This is a genomic window from Amycolatopsis keratiniphila subsp. keratiniphila, from assembly GCF_001620365.2.
GTDB lineage: Bacteria > Actinomycetota > Actinomycetes > Mycobacteriales > Pseudonocardiaceae > Amycolatopsis > Amycolatopsis keratiniphila.
Window position 1 is genome coordinate 152,023 of the sequence record NZ_LQMT02000034.1, and the last position, 21,854, is coordinate 173,876.

Annotated in this window: 18 protein-coding genes; 5 read left to right on the forward strand and 13 right to left on the reverse strand. The window is 68.9% G+C overall.

Annotated elements, in window-relative coordinates; all coding sequences use genetic code 11:
• The first annotated feature begins 81 nt into the window (after positions 1-81).
• Positions 82-2,391: a PQQ-dependent sugar dehydrogenase gene (locus AVR91_RS32620; protein WP_211282801.1), complete on the forward strand. Its 2,310-nt coding sequence runs from the start codon at positions 82-84 to the stop codon at positions 2,389-2,391.
• A 468-nt stretch (positions 2,392-2,859) separates the two neighbouring features.
• Positions 2,860-3,441 (forward strand): hypothetical protein, encoded by a 582-nt coding sequence (locus tag AVR91_RS32625; RefSeq protein ID WP_063274648.1) that lies wholly within the window; start codon positions 2,860-2,862, stop codon positions 3,439-3,441.
• 2 nt (positions 3,442-3,443) lie between these two features.
• Here the strand turns inward: AVR91_RS32625 and AVR91_RS32630 are convergent, their stop codons facing one another.
• The 3 genes from AVR91_RS32630 to AVR91_RS32640 form a co-directional block, all read right to left on the reverse strand.
• Positions 3,444-3,878 (reverse strand): VOC family protein, encoded by a 435-nt coding sequence (locus tag AVR91_RS32630; protein WP_063274647.1) that lies wholly within the window; start codon positions 3,876-3,878, stop codon positions 3,444-3,446.
• Positions 3,878-4,864, reverse strand: a complete 987-nt coding sequence (locus tag AVR91_RS32635) for an aldo/keto reductase (protein ID WP_063274646.1) — start codon at positions 4,862-4,864, stop codon at positions 3,878-3,880. The genes AVR91_RS32630 and AVR91_RS32635 overlap by 1 nt, the downstream gene beginning before the upstream one ends.
• 63 nt (positions 4,865-4,927) lie before the next feature.
• Positions 4,928-5,476 (reverse strand): cysteine hydrolase family protein, encoded by a 549-nt coding sequence (locus AVR91_RS32640; protein WP_063274645.1) that lies wholly within the window; start codon positions 5,474-5,476, stop codon positions 4,928-4,930.
• A gap of 61 nt (positions 5,477-5,537) precedes the next feature.
• Here AVR91_RS32640 and AVR91_RS32645 point away from each other — a divergent pair, with 61 nt between their 5' ends.
• Complete coding sequence (locus tag AVR91_RS32645; protein WP_063274644.1) at positions 5,538-7,379, forward strand: glycoside hydrolase family 5 protein; 1,842 nt, start codon at positions 5,538-5,540, stop codon at positions 7,377-7,379.
• A 6-nt stretch (positions 7,380-7,385) separates the two neighbouring features.
• Here the strand turns inward: AVR91_RS32645 and AVR91_RS32650 are convergent, their stop codons facing one another.
• Together AVR91_RS32650 and AVR91_RS32655 are read right to left on the reverse strand one after the other, a co-directional pair.
• Positions 7,386-7,808 (reverse strand): VOC family protein, encoded by a 423-nt coding sequence (locus AVR91_RS32650; RefSeq protein ID WP_063274664.1) that lies wholly within the window; start codon positions 7,806-7,808, stop codon positions 7,386-7,388.
• Between the two features lie 5 nt (positions 7,809-7,813).
• A complete protein-coding gene (locus AVR91_RS32655) occupies positions 7,814-8,362 on the reverse strand; it encodes a PadR family transcriptional regulator (protein WP_063274643.1) in 549 nt (182 codons plus the stop codon).
• Between the two features lie 124 nt (positions 8,363-8,486).
• Between AVR91_RS32655 and AVR91_RS32660 the strand changes: the two genes are divergently transcribed.
• Positions 8,487-8,870 carry a nuclear transport factor 2 family protein gene (locus tag AVR91_RS32660; RefSeq protein WP_063274642.1) on the forward strand — a complete coding sequence of 128 codons (384 nt, stop codon included), beginning with the start codon at positions 8,487-8,489 and terminating at the stop codon, positions 8,868-8,870.
• A 115-nt stretch (positions 8,871-8,985) separates the two neighbouring features.
• Here the strand turns inward: AVR91_RS32660 and AVR91_RS32665 are convergent, their stop codons facing one another.
• From AVR91_RS32665 to AVR91_RS32690, 6 genes are all read right to left on the reverse strand, one after another.
• Positions 8,986-9,663 (reverse strand): DNA alkylation repair protein, encoded by a 678-nt coding sequence (locus AVR91_RS32665; RefSeq protein ID WP_063271514.1) that lies wholly within the window; start codon positions 9,661-9,663, stop codon positions 8,986-8,988.
• Positions 9,664-9,725: 62 nt separating this feature from the next.
• A complete protein-coding gene (locus AVR91_RS32670; protein ID WP_063271513.1) occupies positions 9,726-13,073 on the reverse strand; it encodes a hypothetical protein in 3,348 nt (1,115 codons plus the stop codon).
• Between the two features lie 53 nt (positions 13,074-13,126).
• Positions 13,127-16,204, reverse strand: coding sequence for an ATP-binding protein (locus AVR91_RS32675; RefSeq protein ID WP_063271512.1), 3,078 nt, complete (start codon positions 16,202-16,204; stop codon positions 13,127-13,129).
• Entirely contained in the window at positions 16,204-16,830 is a 627-nt protein-coding gene (locus AVR91_RS32680) for a hypothetical protein (RefSeq protein ID WP_063271511.1), read from the reverse strand. Before AVR91_RS32680 ends, AVR91_RS32675 begins: the two co-directional genes overlap by 1 nt.
• Positions 16,831-16,855: 25 nt before the next feature.
• Positions 16,856-18,487, reverse strand: coding sequence for a CATRA system-associated protein (locus AVR91_RS32685; protein WP_063271510.1), 1,632 nt, complete (start codon positions 18,485-18,487; stop codon positions 16,856-16,858).
• Positions 18,488-18,490: 3 nt separating this feature from the next.
• Positions 18,491-19,084, reverse strand: coding sequence for a TIR domain-containing protein (locus AVR91_RS32690; protein ID WP_228709406.1), 594 nt, complete (start codon positions 19,082-19,084; stop codon positions 18,491-18,493).
• 215 nt (positions 19,085-19,299) lie between these two features.
• On the opposite strand from AVR91_RS32690, the gene AVR91_RS32695 reads away from it, so the two are divergent.
• On the forward strand, positions 19,300-20,235 hold the full coding sequence (locus tag AVR91_RS32695; RefSeq protein WP_063271509.1) for an SEFIR domain-containing protein: 936 nt from the start codon (positions 19,300-19,302) through the stop codon (positions 20,233-20,235).
• Positions 20,236-20,636: 401 nt separating this feature from the next.
• Here the strand turns inward: AVR91_RS32695 and shbA are convergent, their stop codons facing one another.
• A complete protein-coding gene (gene shbA / locus AVR91_RS32700; RefSeq protein ID WP_063271508.1) occupies positions 20,637-21,290 on the reverse strand; it encodes an RNA polymerase sigma factor ShbA in 654 nt (217 codons plus the stop codon).
• 4 nt (positions 21,291-21,294) lie between these two features.
• The gene (locus AVR91_RS32705; RefSeq protein WP_063271507.1) at positions 21,295-21,729 is read right to left on the reverse strand and encodes a hypothetical protein; all 435 of its coding nucleotides are present in this window, start codon (positions 21,727-21,729) and stop codon (positions 21,295-21,297) included.
• Positions 21,730-21,854: the final 125 nt, after the last annotated feature.

Consider the following 21,854-nt stretch of genomic DNA (forward strand, 5'->3'; position numbering starts at 1 on the left):
AGGCGTAACAACTTTCGGTCTTCCCACGGCATACCGGAGAGCTGTCTTGTTCTGTCCGGTCCCCGCCGCAGGAGGATTCGCGTGCTGAGTTCCCGTCGTTTCCCGTTCCCCCGAAGATCACGGCGCGCGCTGGCGGTGGGCGTCGTCGGCCCGCTCGTCGGAGCGCTGGCGGTCGGGCTCGTCACCGTGGCACCCGCCGAAGCCGCCGTGCCCACCGGTTTCACCGACACGGTGGCGATCGGCGGGCTCAGCTCGCCGACCGCCACCGCTTTCGCGCCGGACGGCCGGGTGTTCGTCGCCGAGAAGAGCGGTCTGGTCAAGGTCTTCGACTCGCTCGCCGACCCGACGGCGACGGTGTTCGCCGACCTCCGGACGCAGACGCAGGACTTCTGGGACCGCGGCCTGCTCGGGCTCGCCGTCGACCCCGCCTTCCCCGCCAGGCCGTACGTCTACGTCTCGTACACCCTCGACGCGGAACCCGGCGGCACCGCGCCGCGCTGGGGTGACACCTGCCCGACCCCGCCGGGCGCCACCGACAAGGGTTGCGTCGTGACCGGGCGTGTCTCCCAGCTGACGATGGGTTCGGCCGGCACGGCCGTCAGCGAGAAACCACTGGTCACGGGCTGGTGCCAGCAGTTCCCCAGCCATTCGGTCGGCGCCCTCGCGTTCGGCCCGGACGGCGCCCTGTACGCGGGTGGCGGCGACGGCGCCAGCTTCACCTTCGCCGACTACGGCCAGGCCGGGAACCCCTGCGCCGACCCGCCCTCCCCCGCCGGGACGAACCTGACGCCGCCGGCGGCCGAAGGCGGCGCGCTGCGTTCGCAGTCGCCGCGACGCGCCGCCGGGCAACCGGTCCTGCTCAACGGCACGGTGCTGCGCATCGACCCGGACACCGGCGAAGGCGTCCCCGGCAACCCGTTCGCGAACAGTGGCGACGCCAACGCCCGGCGTGTGATCGCCTACGGCGCGCGGAACCAGTTCCGGTTCGGCTTCCGGCCGGGTACCGGCGAGCTCTGGGCGGGCGACGTCGGCTGGGACACCTGGGAGGAGATCAACCGCATCGCCGACGTCGGTGACGCCGTCGCCGAGAACTTCGGCTGGCCCTGTTTCGAAGGCAGCGCGAGACAGGCCGGTTACGACGGCGCGAACCTCGACCGGTGCGAATCCCTGTACTCGTCCGGCGGGCACTCCGCGCCGTACTACGCCTACAACCACCGCGCCAAGGTGGTCGCGAGCGATCCGTGCCCCACGGGCGGCTCCTCGATCAGCGGCATCGCGTTCGAATCCGGCAGCAACTACCCCGCCGAGTATTCCGGCGCGCTGTTCTTCTCCGACTCCTCCCGTGGCTGCATCTGGGCGATGCAGACCGTAAACGGTCAGCCGGACGCGAGCCGTCTCGTGCCCTTCGTGACCGGTGTCAACATCCCGGTGCAGGTGCTCACCGGACCGGGCGGCGACCTGTTCTACGTCGCGCTCGGCAGTGGCGAACTTCGTCGCGTCAGCCACCCCGGCGGCACCAACCGGCCGCCCACCGCGGTGGCCACGGCGACCCCGTCGAGCGGACCGGCCCCGCTGACGGTGCGCTTCGACGGCACCGCGTCCACCGACCCGGACGCCGGCGACACCCTGTCCTACGCCTGGGACCTCGACGCGGATGGCGCGTACGACGACTCGTCGGCCGCCGCCCCCACCTGGACCTACACCGCGGCCGCCGCCGTCGACGCCGGGCTGCGGGTGACGGACTCCCACGGCGCGAGCGCGACCACGACGGTGCGCGTGACCGTCGGGAACCCGGAGGGTCTCGACCCGGTGCCGGTCATCGACAGCCCGGCGAGCACGCTGACCTGGTCGGTCGGCCAGACCGTGTCCTTCTCCGGCCGCGCGGTCGACGCCCAGGACGGGCAACTCCCGGCGTCGGCGCTGTCGTGGCGGCTCGCGATCCGGCACTGCGCGACCAACGGCACCTGCCATACGCACAACGTCCAGGACTTCCCCGGCGTCGGGTCCGGCTCGTTCGTCGCGCCGGACCACGACTATCCGTCGTACCTGCAACTGACCCTCACCGCGACCGACTCGACCGGCCGGACCGGCAGCAAGACCGTCGACCTCCAGCCGAAGACGGTGTCGCTGAACTTCGCCTCCAGCCCCAGCCAGGCGACGCTCACCGTCGGCGGCACGCAACAGCGCACGCCGTTCTCCCGGACGGTGATCGCCGGATCCACCAACTCGATCAGCGCGGACAGCCCGCAGAAACTGCCCCCGCTCAACCTGAAGTACGCCTTCACCGGCTGGGCGCACGGCGGCGCGCGGACGCAGAACATCGTCGCGCCCGGTACGTCGACGACCTATCAGGCGAACTATCGGCTGTGCTGGCTGTTGAACCCCTGCTGAGCGTTCGTGAGGGCGATTCGGGGTCTCCTGCTGCTGTCGGCGAGTGTGGAGGATGATCGGGGACGTTGAGTGTCCCCCGATCCTCCGCTGATCAAGCTCCGAGACTCGAAGCGCCCCTCGACGATGTGGGAATCGGGACACTCAACGTCCCGATTCCCACATCGTCAACCCCAGGAACGCCAACCTCGTGCTGACCGGATGATTCGAGTGTGGAGGATTCGGGACATTGAAGGCAGTGAAGGCCTCCTTCACTACCTTCAGGGTAGGCAAGGAGGCCTTCACGGACCTGACCCGCGATCACCCCAACCCAAGGCGCTCTCGGCCCGAAGCACCCGGCGCCTAAACCGTCCATAATGGAGCACCCCAGCCCACTTTCGCGAAGCCGTAAGATCCCCGAAAGGATCGGAACCCCCACCGGAAAAGCTCCGTCGGATCGCCCATCAAGATCCCGCACGGAAGGTGACTCCGATGACCTATCCAAGCTTTCCCGAGCAGCAGAACCCCCGCCCCGCGACCGTCAAGCCCGGCGTGGCCGTCGGGATCCTGGTCGCGGTGATCGCGCTGGTCGCCTTCTGCATCACCGGTTTCGCCGCGCCCGGTTTCCTGCTCCGCAAGGGGCCCGGGCTCTCGTTGCCCGTCCCCACCTCCAGCCCGACGACGACCTCCTCGCCCACGAGCACCACGGAAAGCCCGACCAGCACCAGGGTCAGCCGTCCACGGATCACCACCACCCGGCGTCCGGTCCCGCCGCCGGAGCAGGGCGTTCAGGTGATCGTGGACTTCCTCGCCAAGATCGCCGGGAGCGACAAACCGGGGGCGATCGCGTTGGCCTGCGAGGCGCAGAAGAGGTTCATGGACGACAAGATCGATTCCCTGATCCCGCTGGGGTCACGTGTTCAGGTGACCTCGGTCAACGGGACGTCCCGATTCGTCCTCGCCGACGTCGCCGGAGTCGCCAAAGGACGGTCGGCGAAGGGCATCGTGATCTCGGATCGCAAGGCGGACGGCGGTTTCTGCATCACGACGTTCAGCATTCGCACCACCGGCTGAGGTCAGTCGAGGCAGAACTCGTTGCCCTCGATGTCCTGCATCACGATGCACGACTCGTTCTCCTCGTCGGCGAGCAGGACGCGCTGCTGCACCGCTCCGAGTGCCGTCAGGCGGTCGGATTCGGCCTGGAGCGCGGCGAGGCGCTCGTCACCGACGAGACCGGTGCCCGCCCGCACGCAGAGATGCACGCGGTTCTTGACGACCTTGCTTTCGGGAACGCGCTGGAAGTACAGCCGCGGTCCCACTCCGGTCGGGTCACTGCAGACGAAGCCGGCGTCCTGCTTCTCGGGCGGCAATGTGCGGTTGTAGTCGTCCCAGGTGTCGAACCCCTCCGGCGGCGAGGGCACGACGTAGCCCAGGATCTCGCACCAGAATCGGGCGAGACGCTCGGGTTTCGCGCAATCGAACGTGACCTGTACCTGTTTGACCGACACCATCAGTCCACCCTAATCGCTGTCGAACGGATCAAGCCCGCGGCCCGCAGATCGGCCCAGACCTGTGCTGGCACCTTCACATCGAAGGATTCCAAGTTGCTTCGTGCCTCTTCGGCGGTCCGCATCCCGACCGCGATGCCGGCGACAGCCGGATGCTGGAGCGGGAAGGCCATCGCCGCCTGGGGAAGCGTCACGCCGTGCGCCTCGCACACGTCGGCGATCCGGTTCGCCCGCTCCACGACTTCAGGTGTGGCGGCCGCGTAATCGAAGTACGCGTCCTCGGCAGGCCGCGGCACGGCGAGCAGCCCGGAGTTGAAGATCGACGCCGCGATCACCGAGACACCGCGTTCCTCGCACGCCGGCAGGAAGGTGTCGAGCGCGCTGTGGTCGAGCAGGGTGTGACGGCCGGATTGCATGACCACGTCGACATCGGCCTCCCCGACCAAGGTGGTCAGCATGGCCGTGTCGTACATGCCGGCGCCGATCGCGCCGACGATCCCTTCCGACCGCAGCTCCGCGAGAGCCGGATAGCCGTCACGCAGCGCGTCTTCGAAGTACTCCTCGGCGTCGTGCAGATACAGCACGTCGATCCGGTCCAAGCCCATCCGCTCCAGCGAATCCTCGACACTGCGCCGGATCCCGTCACGGGTGAAATCGCGGACCCGGCGGTGCGCCGCGGGGACGTGGAAGCCGGCCGGATCCAGCTTCCCGTCCGGGTCCTGGGGAATCAGCAGGCGGCCGACCTTCGTCGACAGGACGTAGGAATCACGCGGCCGCGAGCGCAGGAACTCGCCGATGCGGCGTTCGGAATGCCCGATCCCGTAATGCGGAGACGTGTCGTAATACCGGATCCCGCCGTCCCAGGCCGCGGCCAGCGCCCCCGCCGCGGTGTCGTCGTCCAGTGGCGCGAACAAGCCCCCGAGCGGTCCACCACCGAAACCCAGCCTCGTCACCTCGACGTCGGTGCGCCCGAGTCGCTTCGTCTCCATTCGTGGCCCCCTCGATCAGCTCGCCGATCACCGTGCCACATCCGAGCCCTTCGCTCGCGCGATTTATTCGCCGGGCCAGTCCGCGCACGTCACGACCCTGAACCCCCGGCTCGGGAAGACCACGTCCACGAAGAAGTCGTGCATCGCCTGATCGCCATCGGCGCAACCGTCGCGCAGCACGGTCACGTGATAGCCGCGATCCGCCGCGTCGTAGGCCGTCGCGGCCACCATCGCGCTGGTCGCGACCCCGGCGATCGCGACGGTGTCGACGCCACGGGCACGGAGCACCAGATCGAGATCGGTGCCGGCGAACGCGCTGGCCCGGCGTTTCAGCACGACCACGTCCTCGTCGGCGACCGGCAGATCGATCTCGGTCCCGGCCGATCCCTCGTGGAAGGTGTCCCCCGCTTCGTGGAACGACTTGAACAACGCGTTCCCGGCGGGCAGGTCGGCCCCGTTGCCCCGGAGTGCGAAGTGGACGAACACGACGAGCGCGCCCGCCGCCCGCGCACGCGGCAGCAGACTCTTGATCGGCGGCAGGACTGTTCCGGTGAACGGGTAATCGCCCGTGATGCCTCGTTGCAGGTCACCGATGATCAACGCGGTGGTCATGCGGGCAAGCTACCCGATCGTCCGTATACAACCGGCCACGCGAGTGGCTAGCCTCCGGCGGGTGAGGATCAAGAGTGTGCTGCTCGCCGTCCTGGTGACCGCCGGAATCGTGATTCCCCCGCCCGCCGTCGCCGCGGCGGATCCGTCGGGCTGGGTGGCGCCGCTCAGCACACGCGGCCGCTACATCGTCGACGCGGCGGGCGACCGGTTCAAGCTGAAGGCCGCCAACTGGCACGGCGCGAGCGGGACCTGGACCGGTTCGGGCGACGTCGACGATCCCGCCGCGCACCACGCCGGTGAGATCGCCTACCAGACCCCGCTCGGGCTGGACCGGGCGTCGATCGACGCCGTCATCGACGGGCTCGCGGAGCTGGGTCTGAACAGTGTCCGGCTGCCCTTCTCCAACGCGATGATCCACGACACCAGGCCGGTTCCCGACCTCCCGGCGAACCCGGAACTGCGCGGCCTGACCCCGTTGCAGGTCTACGATCGCGTCGTCGCGAGGCTGACCGCACGCGGGTTCGCGGTGATCCTCAACAACCACACCACGACCTCCCGCTGGTGTTGCGGTCTCGACGGCAACGAGCGCTGGAACACCGCGCAGACGGAGCAACGCTGGCAGGACGACTGGCTGTTCATGGCCCGCCGCTACGCCGCGAACAAACGGGTCGTCGGCGCCGACCTGTACAACGAGGTCCGCCGTGACGTCTTCGACGATCCCAACTGGGGCTGGGGAAACGGCACGGACTGGCAACGCGCGAGCCAGCGGGTGGCCGACCGCATCCAGACCGAGGCCAATCCCGATCTGCTGCTCATCGTCGAGGGCATCAACTGGACCGGCCTGCCCGTCGACGGGCTTCCCCACGGCAGACCGACACTGGAGCCGGCTCGCACGCTCTCGCATACGCTCGTGGACTCCGGGAAACTGGTCTACGCCGCGCATTTCTACGGCTACACCGGTCCGAACCATTCCGGGGCGACCGGCACCGGCGAGACCCACGACCCGCGCTACCGTGACCTCTCACCCCAGCAGTTACGCGATGTCCTTCACCGGCAAGCGTTCTTCGTCTCGGCGGAGACCAGCAAGCACTACACCGCGCCGCTCTGGATCAGCGAGTTCGGCGAAGGCCGTCACACCACCGACGCGGCGAGCCGCGCCTGGTTCGAGAACTTCGTCGGCTACCTCGCCGAGACCGACACCGATTTCGCCTACTGGCCCGCGGTCGGTTTCCACGAAGGCGAAACCGGCAACGGATGGTCGTTGCTCTCGTGGGACGCCGGTGGCAGGCGCGTCGACGTGCTCGACGGTACGGACTGGCGTGGCCCGGCGTGGCGGCGGCTGGTGGACGCGCCGTCCCGCTCCGGCCGGATCCCGGAAGCCGAGCGTTGGTCGATGCTGAACCTCGACTACGCCGATTTCCAGGCCTCGCGCGGAGTTCGTGCCATGGCGGACTGGAATCCGGGCGCCCGCAAGGGTGCCTGCCCCGACGGTCAGCGCCTCAGCGGCCTCGCCCACACCGGGAACCGGGGCCTGTGCACCGGAACGCTCGCCGCGCCGACGGGATACGCCGTGGTCCGTGACGAGTCCTATGTGGACACCGATTGGGCGTCCGGCTACACCAAGGTGCAATGCCCGCCAGGGCACGCCGCCGTCGGCCACAGCGTCACCGGCGCGGCGTTCTCCGCGCTCCTCTGCGGCCGGTCCGCCACCCCGCTGGGCCGCACCGGCCGGACGGTCTGGTTCGACCGCGGCGACAACCGGCCGTCCGGGAATCCCGGCGGCGACTTCGCGTCGGGCCACTACAAGGGGCAATGCGCTCCGGGCGAATACGTCGCCGGTGTCGCGTACACCGGCCGTGTCGGCTCGAACCGCACTCCGGACGCGTTGCTCTGCCGTGCCTGAGCGCGTTCAGGCGACGAAGACACAGAACGGATGCCCCGCCGGATCCGCGTAGACGCGCAACGGTTCTTCGGGGTCGTCGCTGCGGTCGTACCGGAGCCGCCCGCCGAGTTCGAGGACGCGGGCGTGCTGTTCGTCGAGTTCCTCGACCGAATCCACGGTCAGGTCCAGGTGCAGTTGCTGGGGCACGGGTTCGGGATCCGGCCAGCTCGCCTCTTCCAGCCGATCGACCTGCTGGAAGGCGAGTTGCGCCCCGCCGTCCGGGTTCCGCAGCACCAGCCAGTCCTTGTCCACGGCGCCGGGCGGGGGCGCTTCGTCACCCGGGCGGTAGTCCCAGACCAGCAGCCGCCGGTAGAACTCCGCCAGCGCGCGGACGTCGGTGCCGTCCAGCACCACCTGACGGAACTTCGGACCCTTTTTCCGCTCGACCAAGCCGTTCACCTCTGTTCGAGCACCGCGAGAACCTGCTCGCACCAGCGAATGTTCTCCTGTTCGAAGATGATCCCACGGGCCAGGGTCAGATACGGCCCGACGCGAGGCGCGGTGGCGAGGAACTCCGCCTCGGCGGAGTCGCCGAGCAACCGCTCCCGAAGCCGCTCGAACCGTTTGAGCTTCGTTTCGGCGACGGCCATCCTGTCCGCGACGGCACGCCGGACCTCCTCGGCGTCGCCCGCTTCGACCGCCTGGACCTGAACCAGCAGCTCGTCGCGGATCGCGGTCGGCTTCGGCGCCCGTGTGGTGAAGTCGGCGAGTTCGGCGGCGCCGGCGTCGGTCAAGGAGAAGAGCCGTTTGTTGGGTCGCCGTTCCTGCTCGACCACCCGGGCCGCCACCAGGCCCTGCGATTCCATCTTGTCCAGTTCGCGGTAGAGCTGCTGCGGTGTCGCGGTCCAGAAGTTGGCGACCGACGCGTTGAAGCTCTTCGCCAGGTCGTAGCCCGAGGACTCGCCGTCCAGGAGCGTCGCGAGGATCGCGTTCCGCAGCGCCATGGCGCGATGATAGGCACCGCGCGGACTAGTCGCAAAGTTGAATAGTCACTTCGATGGACAGCGGCACGGTGATCACCTACGCTCGGCGGCATCTACTCAACAAGTTGACTATGAGGAGATCGCCATGCCCACGTTCCGTGAAGCAGTCGAAGCGAAGGACGCCGCCGCGATCGAGGCGTTGCTCGCCGACGACGTGGTCTTCACCAGCCCGGTGGCGTTCAAGCCCTACCAGGGGAAGGCGATCACGGCGGCGATCCTGCGCGGGGTCCTGCGGGTGTTCGAGGACTTCCGCTACGTCCGCGAGATCCAGGACGGCGCGCACCACGTGTACGAGTTCGAAGCGACCGTCGACGGGCTCCAGATCAACGGCTGCGACCTGCTGACCTTCGACACCGACGGAAAGATCACCGACTTCAAGGTGATGGTCCGGCCGTTGCGGGCGGCCGAGGCGCTCGCGGGGCGCATGGGTGCCCAGTTCGAGGCCATCAAGGCGGACGCGCTCGGCTGAGCGGGCCGGTCACCTCGGTGCCTCCGGCTAGGTTGCGAAAGCCACTTTCGCAACGTTGAAGGTTGCGAAAGTGGCTTTCGCAACACGACCGCGAGCCGGCCTTCCGCCGCATCACTCACGAACGCGCGGGGTCTTGCCGCCGCACCATCTCCGCGATCCAGACGGGCGCGAACGGCGAAGTGCAGTTCGGCGGGGTCGGATAGTCCTTGAGCACTTCCAGCCGCTCCCCGATGCCGATCGCCCGGGTCCGGTGCTCCGCGTGCTCGATGCCGATCTGCGCGAGGCAGTGGTTCATCGCCCACTGCAGGCGATCCGGCGCGGTCTTCATCTTCGCCTCGATGACGTCGAGCAGCCCGCCGAGGTCGAGGCCCTCGGGTTTCTTCGCCACGCGTTCGGTGGTCAGCGCCCAGCCGGCGCTCGCGACGACGGGGTCCGCATCGGCGAACCACGCCAGGCGCAGCTCTTCGGCGTGCGGATTCTTCTTGACCACGTAGTTCACGAGCCAGTCGTGCACCTTCGGGGTGCGGGCCTCGCGCACCATGCGGTCCAGATCGTCGCGCCCGAACGCCTTCGGGCGGCAGATGAGGAGCGCGAGCAGTTTCGCGGCGGTGTCGTCCGTCGCCCAGAGCTCCAGCGCGAGGTCTTGCTGGGTTTTCAGCCGTTTGGCGAGCGCACGCAGCTTGCCGAGGTTCACCCCGTGGTCGTCGCCGTGCTTCTCGTTCACCTGGCGTGCGCGCGGATCCTCGAGCGCGGCCAGTTCGGCCAGCACCTCGGCCGTCGTCGTCCCGGTCACCCGTCCAGCCTACGAGGCGTGCCGGGTGGAGGAGCCGCTCGACCCCTCCACCCGGCCGACCGCTACCCGCGTCGTGCCAGGTCGTCGGCGTGCTCACGCAGGAGGGCGGCGACTCGCGGCCAGCCGACGTTGATCCGCCGCGCCCAGCCGCGATGACGCTGCGCGAGTTCCCCCGCGTCGCCGTCCTGGACGGTCAATCCGGTGGCGAAGCCCTCTCGGAGGTACCCGCCGTCGGCGACGTCCAAGACGTCCCGGACCGGCTCCGGCGGCCACCCGTCGTCGGAAAGAGGGGAACCGCTCGCCAGCAGGGTGCCGATCGCCCGGTCGCCGAACTCGGCCCGCCCTCGTTCGGCGAACTCCGTGCGGGCACGTGAAACCCAGGTTTTGAGGGCGGCGGCGTCGGTCCCCGGCATGGTGCGCGTCTCGAAGATCGTCAGCCAGGCGCCGACCAGTTCGACGCTCGGCGCGCCGTCCTCCGAGGGCTGGATCCGGGTGCAGAGATCGACGAACGCGCCGGGGTTCTCGGCGAGGATCCGCTGGAGGCTCCGCGGTTTCCGGTGGTGTTTGAGCGCCGCGTGGAACCGCAGCTCCAGCCGGGCGACCGCGACGTCCGAACCACCGGCCTCGGCCAGCTGGTCCAGCAGCGGACCGACGTTCGCGACGGCCTTGCGGTCGGGGGCCTCGACACCGTCGGCGGACGCCTGGAGCAGCACTTCCTCGATCAGGGACGCGGGCAGGGCCGCCCCGTCGCGCACCCCCGCGGCGAGCGCCTTGACCGCGGCCCACGGCCGACGCCGCGCGAGTTGCGTGACGAAGAACGATTCCTGTCCCTCGGGAAGCGGCCACGGACCGACGTGCGTCCAGTAGCCCTCGAGAACCTCTTCGTCGGCGGAATCGAAGAGCTCCAGCGCGTGATCCACCGGAATGGCCAGGAGATAGTCGACCAGCCGGTCCTGCTCCTTGAGCTGGGTCGCGACCTCCTGCCGCCACTCTCCACCCTGGGACCGGGCCATCTCCCCGGCCCAGCCCGCCGCCCAGTCCTCACGCCCGAGCTCCGCGAGCGCGTCTTCCCGGAGGTCGTCCGCGGCGACGTGGGCCGCGACCACACCGACCAGCCTGGGCAGGGCACTCTCGGCGGCGAGCGCGCTCAGCCCGGCGGCACCGTGCTCGCGCAGGACACCGCCGACGGCGTCACGGCGCAGGCGCCCGATCTCCGCTTCACGCGCCTCCGGGTCGAGGGATTCGCCGCCGTCCAGGTACGGGTTCCGGCCGAACAACAGGCCGTGCCGTCCGGGATTGACCGCGGGCTCGATCAGCTCGGCGCAGGATTCCAGCCATTGCAGCAACTCCTCCGGCAGCGTCCAGCCGGCGCCGGCGTGATGACGGTGCTCGGCGGTCACCCCGGTGAGCAGGCCCCACAGGCGAAGGCGTTCGTCCGCCGAGAGCCGTTCGGTGTCCAGCCGGGTGAAGGCTTCCACGACGCGGTCCCACTGCGCGGCGTTCAGCTCGGGCAGCCGCTCGAAGAACTCGCACCACCGATACGGCCGTTCCGCCAGCGCCGACAACGCCGAGGCGACCAGCTCGTCCTCGAACTCCGGCCCGTCGGCGACGGCCACCGGCGCCGCCGGGACCGTCCATTCGAGACGGACCTGGGGCCGCCTCGGGCTCGCGAGCAGATGTCCTCGCGGGCCGCGCAGCAGCGCGAGAGCCAGGCGCCAGCCCGCTTCCGGCGAGCGACGGCCGATCGCCTTGACCAGTTCCGTCCGCTGCCCGCCGGGCAGGTCGAGGTACGGATACCACGGCTGCACGAGGGTGATCAGGGATTCGAGCGGCCGGTCGCCCGCCTCGCGTCCCGGCCGCGTCAGCTCGGCCAGCAGGGAGACCGCCATCGGCAACGCGTCCTCGGACCAGCCGACCGTTTCCAAGGCCGCGATCAGCCCTTCGGAGGTGCCGCACAGCGGCGACGGATCGCTGGTCAGCGCGTGGTCGACGGCACTGAGGAACTCGTGAGGAGCGGCTTCGGCGAGCAAGGGCAGCACGTCGGCGAGCGCCTGCCAAAGCTCTCCGTCCTCGTTAGCCCGCCCGAGAACTTCGCGGACGAGCCGCGTGGCGTGGTCGGCGCCCGAGACGCCACCGGAGAGCGCCGTCGTCCCCTCGGCGGCCAGCAGCGCGGCACTCCGCGCCAGCCCGTGCCTCATCTCCGCCGACCACTTCCGCCCCGGCTCCCGCTCGGTGAGCACCTTGACGGCTTCCTCGTGCCAGCGCCGCAGATCCTGCGCGCTCAGCCTGCCGTGGAGAAGCGCCCAAGCGTCGTGCGGATCCGCCAGCCGCACGACGTCGCCCGAGCGGGCGAGCAGCGGGTCTTCGCCGGACTCGGCCCTGGCGAAGAACCGCGTGAGCTCGTCGGTCTCCCGGCCGGCGATGGCGGCGATCTCATCCAAGTCGTGCCGCGATCCCGCCGACCACCGGCCGATCAGCAGCAGCGGCGCGGCGAGATCACGCTCCAGCGGGTTCACCCACTTCGGGAAGTCACCGGCGACGGCGAGCTTGCGGCGCAGGGCACCGAGACTCCGCCGGGCGAGGTCCGCGCAGGCGGTCGCGTCGGCGGACGGGACACCGGCCGCCGCGAACGCTTCCGCCGCCTCGTCGCGCGGAATCCGGGGCAGCACCAGGACATCGGCGCCGTCGCGGTCCGGCGTGCTCCGCACCGCCACGACATGGCCGCCGATCCTCTCCTCCCCCACCTCGACGCCGTCCACCACGGCGACGAACGGCCCGTCCAGGTCGCGGCACTGACGCCAAGCCTCCGGGGTCGACACCCGGACCGCCCGGAGCCCCGGGCGGTGGGCCGCCACCGTGGTCGCGACGAACGCCGCGGCCTCGGTACGGCTGCCCGCGTACACGGGCAGGACCGACGGCTCCGCGTCCAGCCAGTCGCACAGCCGGTCCATTTCGCGGGCCCGGCCGAGCACCGGGAGGCTCTCGGGCAGGACGGGACGCGTTTCGTCCCGCCAAGATTCGAGCCACTCGGCCAGGTCTTGGAGGCCCGGCACGACACCGATGCCCAGCTCCGGGGCGACCCGGGTCAGTTCGGTGATCAGGCCCGCGATGTCCTGCTCCGCCGTGCGTCCGCGGAGCCGCCGGTGGGAATCAGCGACGATCTCCCCGGGCATGACGGCGTCGTCCACCAGGACCGCGACGATCTTCTTCCCGAGCCGCGAGGCCTCGGCGATCTCTTCTTGGACCGCGTCGTCGAGCCCCTCGGTGCCGATCGGCACCACGAGGACGGACGCGGCGTCGCCGGACCGGACGATCCGGTCCTTTCCGAACACGTGACCGAGACTCCGGTCGAGACCGCGGAGCCGGTCCTGGCCGTCACCGGCTCGGACGGTGATGAAGATTCCTGCCATGGTGCGAAATCCTTTCCAGCGAGCACAGTTGTCGATGCGTACGGGCTGTGGTTTCACTCGGCTTCGCCGCGGGCGCGGGCGAGCACCTCCTCGACGCTGAGCGGGCTGGCCGGATGGTGGGTGAGGCACAGCGGGGTGGTCACCCGCTGGAAGCCGAACGCCTCCCCCGACACGTAGAACTGGGCGCGTTCCAGCCGCGAGATGTCGTCGACGGGGCTGCCCTTGGCCCTGGCGAGTTCGTTGGCGGCGGCGATCTGCGCCGGGCTGTTGAGCCTGCCGAAGAACTGCGTCATCGCGTTGCCGACGACCTGGTTGTGCAGCCCCTTCGGCGCCTGTGTCGCGAACAGCAGTCCCAGGCCGTACTTCCGCGCCTGCGAGGCGAGCACGATGGTGCTGCGGGTGCTCGCCGTGAGCGTCCCCGACGCGGCGAGCATCTGCGCCTCGTCCATGACGAAGAGGGCGCCGAGCGGCCGGTCGCCTGCCGGATTCCGCTTGGCCCAGGCGAAAAGTTCCATCTGGAGCTGGTTGACGAAGTTCTGCCGCTGCTTCTCCGAAGGCAGCCCGATGAAGCTGATCACCGAAACCCTTGCCCGCTTGCCTTCCCCGGGAGCGAGCAGGAGCGCCGGATCGACCGGCTCGCCGCCACCCGCCAGGAGCGGGTCGTTGACCATGGAGGCCTTCAGCAGCTCGGCCAACTCGGCCGCCCGCTTTCGCCCGTCGTTCAACGTGCTCACCCCGTCGGGCAGGTCTTCGAGCACCTCGATGAGCCCGGGCAGGCTCCTTGATCCGGTCCTGGCGTGGTGCACGACGGCCTGCCGCAGCACCGCGAGCCCGACGGTGGCCTTCCCCGTGCTGCCGGTCAGTTTCACCTGGGGTGCGAGGGTCGCCACCGCGACCTCGACGGCCGCGTTGAACTCGTCCTCGTCGTCGAGGACACCGGCGAAATCGGGCAACGGCTGGAACGCGAGCGGCCTGCCGCCCGCCCGTCCCGGCGTCCACACGACGACGTCGGTCTCGGCCAGGTAGCGCTTGGCGAGTTCGGCGTCGTCCGCTCCCCAGGCCTCGGGCGGCTCCGGCCAGGCGTCGCCGAGGCGGGCGAGGTCGTTGTTCGGGTCCAGCACGATCGCGGAAACGCCCCGCAGCGCGCACTCCTCCACGATCCGCCGCAGCAGCACCGTCTTCCCGGAACCCGAACCCGCGAACACCGCGGCGTGCTTGCGCAGGGCCGCCAGTTCGATCCGGACCGGTTTCCCGCTGCCGGACACGGTCCCGAGGGTGATCTCGCCTTCCGCCGCCGGGGTCGCCTCAGTGGACGCCGCCCGTGGCGACGGTTCCGGCAGGACTTCCGCGAGGAGTTCCGACCGGCCGGCGGGCCGGCGGTCGACGAGCCACTCGTGCAGTTCCCGGCTTCCCTCGGCGAACATCTTGTCCAGTGCCCAGAACGTGCGGACGTCCGCATCGGACATTCCCCGGGATTTACCGCCCTGCTTGAAGAATTCCTTGAGTTCCGCCTGGGTCTTCACCCCTGGCGACCACGCCGGGTTGCGCAGCAGCACCAGATGCCGGTTCTCCGCGCCCTTCCGGACCCCGGCCGCCGATCGCGCCTTGCGGAACCGGTGCAGCGCGGCGATGTGATGCGACGCCGCGATGGCCCGGAACGCCCAGTGTTCCTCCAGGTCCGACGCTTCGTCCACCGTTCGGGTGAGCCAGGCGTGCAGCTCGTTCCGGTCGCTCTTCGCGCCATGGACCCATTCCATGTTGTCGTTGCCGACCTCGGTGATCCATCCCCGGATCGCGGCCGACAGCAGCCGGGGCATGACCTTGTCCTCGACCTTCGGATCCAGCAACGCCGACGGCTCGGCCTCGGACCGGTATTCCTCGAACCGCTTGTCCAGTTCCGCGAACCGATCGGCGGCCATCGCCGGACGCGGCGGCCCGGCCGAGCGCACACCGCCTTCGTCGAACGTGGTCAGCTCGATCACCCGGCCCGCCCGGACGCAGGCATCGATATGCGCACCGATCCGTTTCAGGACGTCTCGCGGCGACATCTCCTCCCATTCCCCGTCGAAGGCGGACGGAGACACCGGCCAAGTGGGATAGGGAGGCACGAACTTCATCGCCTCGTACGCGACCCCAAGCCGCTTCTCGACCAGGGCCCTGCCGACTTCGGCATCGGTGACCCGGCCGAGGATCAGGGCTTCACGGAAGCGATCCGGGACGGTGTCGGTGGCCTTCGCCTTGAGCAGCTCCCACGTGCCGGGGAGACACGCGAGCACCGTCATGGTCCTTCTGGTCACTTCCCGCAGGCCCATCAGCCCGTCCGCGATCTGGGCGACGAGCAGGTCCTGTTCTTCGCTGTCGTGCACTTGCCGCTGGCCGACGGCGGACCGGGCGACCAGGGTGTCGAGCTGATCGACGGCGATCACGATCGGGCCGGTGAGCGCGAGCAGCCGCGTGATGTTCCTGACCTGCGTCTTCGCGGATTTGGGGTCCGACCGGATCCCCCATTTGCGGCGGTCACCGGATTTCGACTCCGGGAACACGCCGAGGTAGTCGTCCCCGACGTAGTTCTTGCTCGGGTCTTCGCTCGCGTAGAGCACCAGTGCCCGCGCCGTGTCGGCGCATTCCCTTGCGACGTCCCGATCGAGGGCGCGCAGCCCGTCGACGAACGCGTCGACGTCGGCCTTCGACAGGCCACGCCCGTCCAGGATCTTCTTGGTGACGTTCGCGTCGAGGCTCGCGCGGAGACAGACGCGGCGGAGGAAGCTGGTGAGCTGGGGCACGCCGGAGCCGTCGAGCCGCGAAAGTCCCCGGCGCATCGCCTCGGCGGTGTTCTCCCAGAACGCGTCGCCCGCCGTGAGGTCGTTGAGGAAGAAATAGCCGCGGACACCGTGGGCCTGCTTCCGGACGAGGCCGAGCAGGTGGGTCTTGCCCACGCCCTTCTTCCCTTGGAGGACCAGCCCGATCGGACTCGGGCCGTCGCTGGAGACGGCCTCCTTGATACCCGCGCTGACCTGCTGCAGCACGCCGGTGTGCAGGCCGTCGACGTGGTACGGCGAGTCACGCCACACGTGATCGGGAGTGTCGGCCCAGTCGAACCGCAGGGCCGCGAGCGCGGTCAGCTCGTCCATCACGGCGCCTCGATCGAGATCAGATGGTTGTCCTCACCGCCGATGCGGATCGCCGCCGCGTGATCGGCGGCGGTGAGCGCCTTGCGATTCGATTCCGGCACCAGATGCGCCTGTCCCGACCGGCTGAGCTCCTTCAAGACCGCGTCGACGTCCACAGTGGACGCTTCGCCGAGCATCGGCCGCAGCTCCACCAGCGAGACCCAGTCGCGCGGCGAACGGGACAGTTTGCGGTAGGCGATCCGGATCCGGGACTCGATCTCCTCCACCGTCAGGTCGACCTCGGGCATGAAGAGGTCGGCGAGCCGGAGTTTCTCGCGCCGGAGATGTCTGCCGAGCCCGCCGAGCACGACGTACAGGGCACTGCCCAGGCTGCTCCGGGGCAGCGGCGCCTCTTCCTGGCTCAATTCCTCCTCGCACCAGGCCCAGCCGCGCTCGGTCAGCTCGTGGTAGAAGGGACGGCCGCGCTGTTCGCTGGCGACCAGATCGAGGCCGTTGAGCTGACGGCGTTCCTTGCCGTCGAGGGCGAAGCCGACGATCTCGCGCAACTCCGGGTTCGACACCTCGCGGGCGACCACCATCAGCGCGAGCATCGCCGCGGTCTGCTTCTGTCCCAATCGATCCGTCATCCGTGATCCTTCCCGTACCTGATTGCTACTGATCGAGGAATCCGCTGAATCCTTGGCGGGTCACCCTGGCCTCCGAGGTGCGAACGGCCCATTCGATCGCCTCCCGCGTCTCCGGCGGGGCGAGCACGCGATGCCCCCGCGCCGCGGCGGTCGCCCGGACCCGCGTCGCCGACATGAGCTCCTCGGCGAGGTCCTGCACCCGTTCCCGGTCCCCCGCGCCGATCGCGATCTGCAGCTCGGCGACGATCTCGTCCACGAATCCCCACATAAGTGGCCGGAGCCGGGCGTGCGCGGTTTGCCGGAGCACGCCGGCGACGTCGAGGTCACCCGGTTCGACGAGTGCCGTCGTCCCGGTGAGCTGGTCCACGAGATTCCGTGCGATCTCCATCGGCCCGCGCGAGGGGCCGAACCGGAGATGCCGCAGATTGCCGACGTATCCCGGCAGGCTGTTCGGCTCGGTTCCCTTGGTGAGCACCGGGACGACGCGGCGGTCCTGCCCGAGTGTCCGGTGCAGGAACAGTTCGACCTCGGCCGACTGCCACCGGCTGACCTCGCGGTCGACGATCAGGCACAGATGCTTCGCGTCGTCCGCGGTCTTCTCGAGCAGCGACCGCTCCCCCGACAGCGACAGCACCGGCCGGACGCCGAGCTCCACCAGGTACTTCATGAGTTCTTCGGCGAGGTACATCGTCGGCCTGGTCGTGCTGACCCGGACGTCGTGGGTGAAGGTGCGCTTCTCCGCCCGGACCGCGGCCACATAGGCGTCCCGGTTCTCCGCGAGGAGGTCGGTCCGGTCGAAGTCGTGCGCGACGACCGCCGCGACCGTTTCCAGCGCGAAACTGATCTGGTCGGCGGTCGGGCTGATCTCCGTCATCACCGGGAGCTGTTCGCCGAAGGTCCAGAACGAGACGTACGGCAGCGTCAGATGACGCGACATCACGTCCGGTGAGACCTCGCGGTCGAGCCAGCTGCGAAACAGGTCCTTGGTCTCTTCGAGACAGATGCGCCGCCACTCCTCCGAACGCGCGTACTCCTCGCGGGCGTCGAATCTGGACAGCACGGGAAGGACGGTGAGCTGTGGACGGTCGTAGGGCATGCGGTCGCGTGCGGCGTTGGCGCGTTCGGCGATGTCGACCGCGCCCCGCATGCTCTGCACGTTCGCCGTGAAGAGGACGACGAGCCGGTCCGGAAGATGGGCGGTGCAGATGCCCCCGATGTCGGAGATACCCGTGCGGCTGTCGATGAGGACGTAGTCGTAGGCGGCCGTCCACTGGTCACGGCATTGTTCGAGGTAGTCGCCGAAACCCTGTTCGTACAAGCCTTCCCAGTCGAGATCCTGCACTCGCCGGACGTAGGCGTCGTCACCGCGGCCGGCGGTGATGACGTCGAGCTTCACCTTCCCGGTCAGCCGGGTCGTATGCGCGCCCGGAGCCAGCCTGCCTTCCCGGAAGTCGTCGATCAGGTCCATGACGCCGCCGGACGGGGGCGCGCTCATCATCGGCCGGAAGTAGGTGTCCAGACCGGGCGCTTCGAGGTCCCAGTCCAGGCACAACACCCGATATCCCCAGCGGGCCAGGAGAACGGCGATATTGGCCAAGGTGAAGCTCCGGCCGACACCGCCCTTGTAGGAGTAGAAGGTGACCACGGTTCCCGGCATGGATCAGAACCTCGGCAGCTTCGACGGTCGTGGCGGCTCGGGCGGCGGTGTCTCGATCGGCCACTCGGGAGACCACGGCGGTGCCTGCGCGATGATCTCCACCAGTTCCTCCACCATCCGCCCCAGTTCGTCTTCGAACTCGATGTACTCGGGGGTCTTCTGGTACTGCGGATGCGGTTTGTTCCAGTCCCGGAAACTGCGCATCCGGCGTTCGTGGGCCCAATCGGGGTAGTAATCCGAGTCACTGAAGATCACCGGGTAGATCAACGGGCCCGCCTTCGTCACGCCGTCCCGGGCAACGATTTCCTCCCGCTTCGCCATCGTGTGCCATTCGGCCATGCACCGCTCGTCGCGAAAGTACTTCGGCGAACAGACCGGGATCAGGATCCGGGCACGCTGCAACGCGTCGCGTACTTCCTGAGGCCAGTTCCCGCCGACGGCGACACTGTCTTCGAGAAATATCTTGACGTCGTAGTCGACATTGTCGTCCAGAAGTCTCTGCAGCCGAGGGTGGAAGTGATTCCGCACCCAGTCCGGGGCGTCGCCTCCGCCTCGGCGATAGCTGATGAACAGGTGGTACTCGTACACGAGCGCCATCGCCCCTTCGCACCCCGATCCGTTTGACAGCCCCGATCGTAGGGGCCGACGACGCTTTCGAAAAAGGTACAAAAACACGACAAAAACTGGACACGGCCGCGCATACGAAGGCGCCGAAGACAAAAAGATGACAAGCGGGAGACAATGGGTGCCCGCGCGCGTTCGATCGTCGAGAATGCGACCTGCCGGGCAACCTTCACGCGACAGGAGTTTCGATGGCCGACAACGAGCCGCCGCAGGTGTTCGTCACTTACGCACATGATTCACCGGAGCACAAGGAGCGGGTCCGCCGCTTCGCGGATTTCCTGCACGGCCGGATCGGTCTCGAAGTACACCTTGATCAATGGGACGACGGCGAACGTCGCGACTGGTCGTTATGGGCGTTGAAGCACCTCGACACGGCGAATTTCGTGGTCGTCATCGCCTCGCCGGACTACAAACGCCGTGCCGAGGGAAACGCGGCCTTCGACGAAGGGCGCGGCTCGCAGTTCGAGGCGGCCCGGATCCGCGATCGCCTGACGAGGGATCTCGGCGGCGAGCTCAAACGGATCCTTCCGGTCGTGTTCCCGCAGCAGTCCGTCGACGACATCCCGAACTTCCTCAACCCGCACTCCACCACGAGGTATCCGGTCGACGTGTTCACCGAGGAGGGTGTGGAGGATCTTCTGGCCGCGATCACCGGCAGGGCCCGGCACCAGCGGCCAGAACGCGGCCAGTGGCGCGGCGGCGCGACGAGTACGGCGAGCCCCGGCAAGACCTCGCTGGCGACCGGGCTGGAATGGCGGGCGTGCAGCGACGGCATCCGGACCGAAGGCGCGCGGATCAACGACGTGCACTACGCGGACAGCATCGTCTTGCGGGCAGCGGAGCGGCTCGCCTTCGTCGAAGTGGATCTCGGGATGGCCTACCGGAGGCTGACCTCGGTGGCCGGCGTCCTCGACGACGCGGTCGAGCCGTTCCAGGTCGGACACTTCCGCGTCCTGCTCGACGGACGGCCGTCACCGGAGGTCAAGGTGGCGCTGGGGAGGCCGGCGAAGATCGACGTCGGCGTGACGGGTGTGCTGAGGCTCCGGCTGGAGTTCCACCGTCCGGGTACGACGGAGAGCAAGTGGCTGCCGGAACTGGCCTGGGGCGATCCGGTGCTGGAGTAAGTACATGATGGCCCCCTTCCTTGCGCTAGACGCAGTGAAGGGGGCCATCATGTACTTGGGGAAGGTGTGAAGGTCGAGTTTCCTCGGCTGAGCCGAGGGAAGGGGACCTTCACGCGCGGTCGACTGAATCCTCATCCGGCTGGGCGGGTCTCTGCTGTCGGCGTGAACGGGCGCTGCGCGGTGGTCGATTGCGTCGTTGGCAGAGGGGACGTTGAGTGTCCCGAACCTTCCGTTGACCAAGGTCCAAGACCAGGCGTCCCCGGCGACGATGGAGGATTTGGGACGTTCAACGTCCCAAATCCTCCATCGTGGCGCCCGGCAGCCGCGGAACCACCACTCTCGCCCAGTCAGGTAGGCAGATACCGGTCCGCTCTAACCCGAACGCCACTCACGACCCCCGCTCAAGAGAAGTCGCCCTCCTCCCGCACCAGTTCACGCAGCTTCACCAGCCCCCGGTGCTGTTTCACCCGGACGTTCCCCGGCGTCAGCCCGAGCGCGGCCGCGGTCTCGGTGGCGGTCAGCCCGACGACGATCCGCAAGGTGAGCACCTCCCGCTGCAGCTTCGGGAGCCGGGCGACGAGCCTGCCCAGCCGCGTGCCGAGGTCGACCTCGAGCATGCGGCTTTCGGGTTCGTTGCGGACCGGCCCGGCCTCCGGCAGCTCGGGCACGGGGTCGGACCGGTCGCGGGACACCGCGCGGAAGGCGTCGGCGACCTTGTTGGCCGCGATCGCCCGCACGAGATAGAGGAACGAACCGCCACGGTCCTCGTACACCGGCAGCAGTTTGAAGACCGCGAGGCACACCTCTTGCGCGACGTCGTCGGCCGACAGGTAGGAGAGGTCGCGCCCGCCCATCCGCGCGCGGCAATAGCGCACCAGCATCGGTTTCACGACGGCCAGCAACGCGTCGATCGCGTCCTCGTCACCGGTCTTCGCCGCCATGACAAGCGGATCGAGCATCTCTTTGGTCAGCCGGCCGGACGGACGCGGGAAGGTGTCCAAAGTGCGGTATCCCCGGACTTCGCCGCCGATCGGGCGGGTCTCGATGGTAGGCATCGGATCAGCCCATCACTTTCGCGGTGGAATCGAGCCGCCGGACCTGCGCGATGAATCCGTTCATCCGCCATCGCAGGCTGTACGCCTTGGCCGTGTCGCCGAAGATCTTCTTCTTGTGCAGTATCGCGGCCAGTTCACCGACGGTCCGTCCACCCGACTCGGAGATCTTGAGGGAGATCCCCAGCCGGACCCCGTCGATTTCCGCGGAACGGGCGATCATCGGGTTGCCGTCGTCCGCGACGGACCAGCCCCTGCCCGCGATCTTCTTCTTGAAAACCTGCCGCAGCTGCTGCCCGGTCAGGGTGGTTTCCACGCGCCGCGGCCGGAATCCGTGTCTCTTGAAGGCGACATAGCCCAGGTACAGAACGGCGATCACGACGAGGATCAGGGCACCGGCCGTGCCGTTTCCCTCGGTCGTGGTGTCACTGGCGATTCCCATGTTCCCTCTCCCGGGCGTTCGCGGTCCGAATGCCCGATAATCGAGGAAATCGGGGGCCGCGTTGCGAACCGGGGATTGTTGTCCTGGTTTTGTCCGTTGCCGTTCGCCGGAAAGCGGGCAGATCA